Origin of the sequence: Hyalangium sp., assembly GCF_035629615.1 — a bacterium.
GTDB lineage: Bacteria > Myxococcota > Myxococcia > Myxococcales > Myxococcaceae > Hyalangium.
Genome location: NZ_DASPHO010000342.1, coordinates 1 through 4,705 on the forward strand (window position 1 = coordinate 1; position 4,705 = coordinate 4,705).

At 67.1% G+C, this 4,705-nt stretch carries 4 protein-coding genes; 3 read left to right on the forward strand and 1 reads right to left on the reverse strand.

Annotated features, from left to right (window positions below; all coding sequences use genetic code 11):
- From VD972_RS17330 to VD972_RS17340, 3 genes are all read left to right on the forward strand, one after another.
- Positions 1–1,088, forward strand: a 1,088-nt coding sequence (locus VD972_RS17330) for a deoxyhypusine synthase family protein (protein ID WP_324988410.1), incomplete at its 5' end; no start/stop codon positions are given.
- A gap of 27 nt (positions 1,089–1,115) precedes the next feature.
- Entirely contained in the window at positions 1,116–1,562 is a 447-nt protein-coding gene (locus VD972_RS17335) for an OsmC family protein (RefSeq protein WP_324988412.1), read from the forward strand.
- Positions 1,563–1,793: 231 nt separating this feature from the next.
- A complete protein-coding gene (locus VD972_RS17340; RefSeq protein WP_324988414.1) occupies positions 1,794–2,324 on the forward strand; it encodes a hypothetical protein in 531 nt (176 codons plus the stop codon).
- A 54-nt stretch (positions 2,325–2,378) separates the two neighbouring features.
- Here the strand turns inward: VD972_RS17340 and speA are convergent, their stop codons facing one another.
- Positions 2,379–4,397: a biosynthetic arginine decarboxylase gene (gene speA, locus VD972_RS17345; RefSeq protein WP_324988416.1), complete on the reverse strand. Its 2,019-nt coding sequence runs from the start codon at positions 4,395–4,397 to the stop codon at positions 2,379–2,381.
- Between the last annotated feature and the right edge of the window lie 308 nt (positions 4,398–4,705).

Here is a 4,705-nt window from a genome sequence, read left to right on the forward strand (position 1 = left end):
TGTCCACCTGCTACAAGCACGCGGTGCCCATCTGGGTGGGCGCGGTGCAGGACGGCTCCATCTTCCTCACGCTGTCGGGCGCCATGACGCCGGCGGGCCTGCACCAGAGCTGCCTCATCCCGCTGATCGAGAAGGGCATCATCTCCGCGATCACCACCACGGGCGCCAACCTCTACCACGACGCCCACCGCATCATCGGCCACGCCATCCGCGAGGTGAACCCCAACGCGGGCGATCTCCAGTACCGGCTGGCGCGCATCATCCGCATCTACGATCTGGGCTTCTGGGAGGAGGCGCTGCTGGACACGGACCGGCTCTTCTCCGCCATCATCCGCGGCCCCGAGTTCCAGCGGAAGATGACCACCCCCGAGTTCCACTACCTGCTGGGCAAGGCGGTGTACCGCATCGAGAAGCAGCTCGGGGTGAAGCAGCCCTCGCTGCTGTCCACCTGCTACAAGCACGCGGTGCCCATCTGGGTGGGCGCGGTGCAGGACGGCTCCATCTTCCTGAACGTCGTCAAGCTCAAGCGCCTGCTCGGTCCCGAGTTCAAGTTCGAGCTCGACATCAATGATGACGTGTACTCCATGGCGGCGATGCAGCACTTCTGCCGCCACAATGGCTCGAAGCGGCTGGCGATCTGGATCCTCGGCGGCGGCGTGCCCAAGAACTACACGCTGCAGGGCGAGCCGCTGCTGGATCAGATCCTCAACGTGCCCACCACGGGCTTCGACATCGACGTGCAGTTCTGCGTGGACCCGGTGGACAACGGGGCGCTGTCCAGCTGCCCGGCCGGTGAGGGCCACACCTGGGGCAAGGTCTCCGTGGAGGCGGTGGAGACGGGCTCCGTGTACGTGCACTGCGACGTGACGGCTGTCTTCCCCTGGCTCACCCACGCGCTGCTGTCCGAGCCGAAGAACAAGCGCAAGCCCATGCGGCTGATGGACAAGATGGGCGAGGCGCTCTCCTTCCTGGACGCGGACGTGAAGAAGCGCAGCAAGACGTTGATGAAGACGCTGGACTGGAGCGTCCAGGACGCGGAGCCCTCCCAGGAAGAGGACGCCGAGAAGCACGAAGCCTACGTTCGCTGAACCCCCGCCGCGCACAGGAGCAATGCCATGAGCGAGCCCTCGCAGCCCACAGGCGTGGTGATGACCGTCGTCTCCGCGCCTGCCTTCAAGACGCAGCTCGAGCACGGGCCGTCGGGCTCGCGCATCATCACCGAGGCGCCCAAGGACAATGGTGGTACGGGCGCCTCGTTCTCTCCCACGGACTTGCTGGGTGCAGCGCTCGCCTCGTGCGCGGTCACCACCATGGCGCTCGCCGCAGCGCGGGAGGGCATCCCCCTCGGTGAGACCCGCGCCACCGTGGAGAAGCGGATGACACCGCCGCCGCGCCGCATCGGCGAGCTGGTGCTCCAACTCCAGATGCCCGCGGGCCTGTCCCGCACGCAGCGCACCCGGATGGAGGAGGTGGCCCACGGCTGCCCCGTGGCGCGCAGCCTCCACCCGGAGATGAAGGTGCCCATCACCTTCACCTACCCGGACGAGCCCCGGGAGGGCTGAGGCAGCCAAGGGAGATGGAGGTGCCAGCCCGTGGCCGGGAGAGCGCCTGAAAACCTGTCATACAAGCAGACAGGTTCGGCGAGACCGCGCCGCCCGGGTTCCCTTGAGGCCAGGCTTCGGTGGGAGGCGCCTGGCCTCTGGCCTGCCCTCCGGGCAGCCAAGAGGAGGGAGCTGCATCCACCGCTCCTCATGCCGATTCTCGCCAAGTGTCATGCGCGAGGGAGGCAGGCCGTGAACGTCAAGCTGCTAGGCATCTACCTGAACGATCATCTCGCTGGCTCGAATGCGGGGTACGAGCTGGCCCGCCGCGCCGAGCGGGAGAACCAGGGCAATGCGGTGGGGCACTACCTCGCCACGTTCGTGAAGGAGCTCGAGCAAGAGCGGGCGGTACTTGAGCAGGTGATGCGCTCCCTGGAAGTGTCGCGCAACGATCTCAAGCAGGGGCTGGCCTGGGTGATGGAGCGGCTCGGACGGCTGAAGCTCAACGGCTATCTCGCGAGCTACTCGCCCCTGAGCCGCATGATGGAGCTGGAGGCGCTGTGCGTGGCAGTGAAGGGGAAGCGCTGCTTGTGGACCCTGCTGGAGCGGCTGGCGCGGACGGAGCCTCGGCTGGCGGGCTTCGACTTCGGGGCGCTCATCGCTCGCTCGCAGGCGCAGCACCAGACGCTGGATCTCCTGCGCCTGCAGGCGGCGGATACGGCCTTCGTGAAGGCGACGCTGCCCGCAGGGAGCTCCACACCCGTGGAGACCGGGGCGCGGTGACGCCCCAGTCGACGGACTCGCCGGGCCCGGGTTCTCCGAGCCCGGCGTCCCCGGTCAGGTTCCGGTAGGCGGAGGGGTGACGCGCGGTGCCCCCGTGTCATGCGGGGCCACCAGGCGGAGCTGGCCGTGGCTGGAGGCGGCGAACTTCGCGTCCACATCCCGCTCCAGGTACGTGTAGCCGGACAGGCCCTCCTCGTACATCCGCAGCAGCGAGCGGGACTCGTCCAGGGTGATCCGGCCCTGCCGCAGCGCCACCTCGGTGAACTTGCGCAGCCGCGCCACCAGGTCGTCCTTGTTGTAGCTGACGTAGTGGAGCACCTCCGTCACCGTGTCTCCCTCCACCACGTGATCGATCAGGTAGCCCCCGTTGGGCGCCAGCGACACCTGCACCGCGTGCGTGTCCCCGAACAGGTTGTGCAGATCCCCCAGGATCTCCTGGTACGCGCCCACCAGGAAGATGCCCAGGTAGTAGTCCTCATCGTTGAGCTGGTGCAGCTCCAGCGAGTCCTTCACCTCGCGCTTGTCGATGAAGTGCTCGATCTTCCCGTCCGAGTCGCAGGTGATGTCCGCCAGCACCGCCTTGCGCGTGGGCTTCTCGTTCAGCCGGTGGATGGGGATCACCGGGAAGAGCTGATCGATGGCCCACGAGTCCGGCAGCGACTGGAACACCGAGAAGTTGCAGAAGTAGGTGTCCGACAGCTGCTTCTCCAGCGAGTCGAGCTCCTCGGGGATCTCTCCCTGCTCCCGGGCGATCCGCATGATCTTGTGGCAGACGGCCCAGTAGATGTTCTCCGCCGCCACGCGCTGCTCCAGCGACAGGTGGCCCAGGGAGAACAGGGTGAGGCTCTCCTCCTTGGCGTCCTGCGCGTCGTGCCATGACTCCAGCAGGTTCTTGTTCGTCACGTCCCGGAAGGTGCTCTGCAGGTTGCGCACCACGGAGTGGGACTTGTCCTCCACCTTCTCCGGGACGACGGCCGGGTCGAACTCGCTGGTGCCCAGCACGTCCACGACCAGCACCGCGTGGTGGGCCACCACCGCGCGGCCGGACTCGGACACGAGCGTGGGGTGCGGCACTCCGGCTCGATCACACGCCTCCATCACGCCGAACACCACGTCGTTGGCGTACTCCTCCGTGGTGTAGTTCATGGAGGAGGTGAAGTTCGTCTGCGAGCCGTCGTAGTCCACGCCCAGGCCGCCGCCCACGTCCAGGTACTGCAGCGGCGCGCCCTGGCGGGCCACCTCCACGTAGAAGCAGCCCACCTCGCGCAGCGCGTTCTTCACGTTGCGGATGTTGGAGATCTGGCTGCCCAGGTGGAAGTGCAGCAGCTCGAAGTGCTGCAAGAGCCCCGTCTCCCGCATGAAGCTGATGGAGCTCATCAGTTCCGAGGAGGTGAGCCCGAACTTGGAGCGGTCTCCGCCCGAGGCCTCCCACTTGCCCGCGCCGCGCGTGGACAGCCGCACCCGCACGCCCAGCCGTGGGGCAATGCCCGTGCGCCGCGCCACCTCAGCGATCAGCGGCAGCTCGCTGGGCTTCTCCACCACAAGGATGACCTTGCGGCCCAGCCGGGAGAAGAACAGCGCCGTCTCCACGTACTCCTCGTCCTTGTAGCCGTTGCAGATGACGAGCGCGTCCTCGTTATCCAGCAGCGCCATCACCGCCAGCAGCTCTGGCTTGCTGCCCGCCTCCAGCCCGTAGCCGTAGGCCTTCCCTGTCTCGACGATGGTCTCCACCACGTACCGGTGCTGGTTCACCTTGATGGGGTACACACCCCGGTACTGGCCCTTGTAGTTGTGATCGGTGATGGCCTTCTTGAAGGCCTCGTTGAGGTGGATCACCCGGTGGCGCAGCACGTCCGTGAAGCGGATCAGCAGCGGCAGGCCAATGCCCCGGCGCCGCACCTCGTCCACCAGCTCCTTCAGGTCCATGTTGGCCGCCTGGGGACCGTCCGGGTGGACGCAGACGTGGCCCTTGTCGTTGATGCCAAAGTACGGGTTTCCCCAGTTGCGAATCCCGTAGGTCTCCAGGGCGTCGGCAAGGGTCCAGCGGTGCTGCGGGGGCGAGGTGTTGGCCATTGCGTCTCGGGGCCTCCGGGGGCAGGGGTTGGCGGCGTGAGTGCCTACAACCGATGGAACGCGCGCAACTATAGGGAAAGCGCCCAAGCTTCAATAGCCGACTGTCTGGAGGGTAGCCAGCCGGGCGGCTCCTCGGGCCGGGGTGGGCCGCCGGTGGGCCGTCACCCGTTTCATTCCTACCCTTCTGTCGAACGCTGGGAGGACGCGTGGACCGAAGGGGAGGGGGCATGGAGTCGTCCGCACGCAGGGAAGAAGGGCCGGTGCTCACCCCCCGGCAGATCTTCGAGCGGCTGGATCGCTACGTCATC

Coding starts and splice junctions, on each gene's coding strand:
- speA (WP_324988416.1), bottom strand. CDS start 4,397: ATGGCCAACACCTCGCCCCCGCAGCACCGCTGGACCCTTGCCGACGCC.
- VD972_RS17335 (WP_324988412.1), top strand. CDS start 1,116: ATGAGCGAGCCCTCGCAGCCCACAGGCGTGGTGATGACCGTCGTCTCC.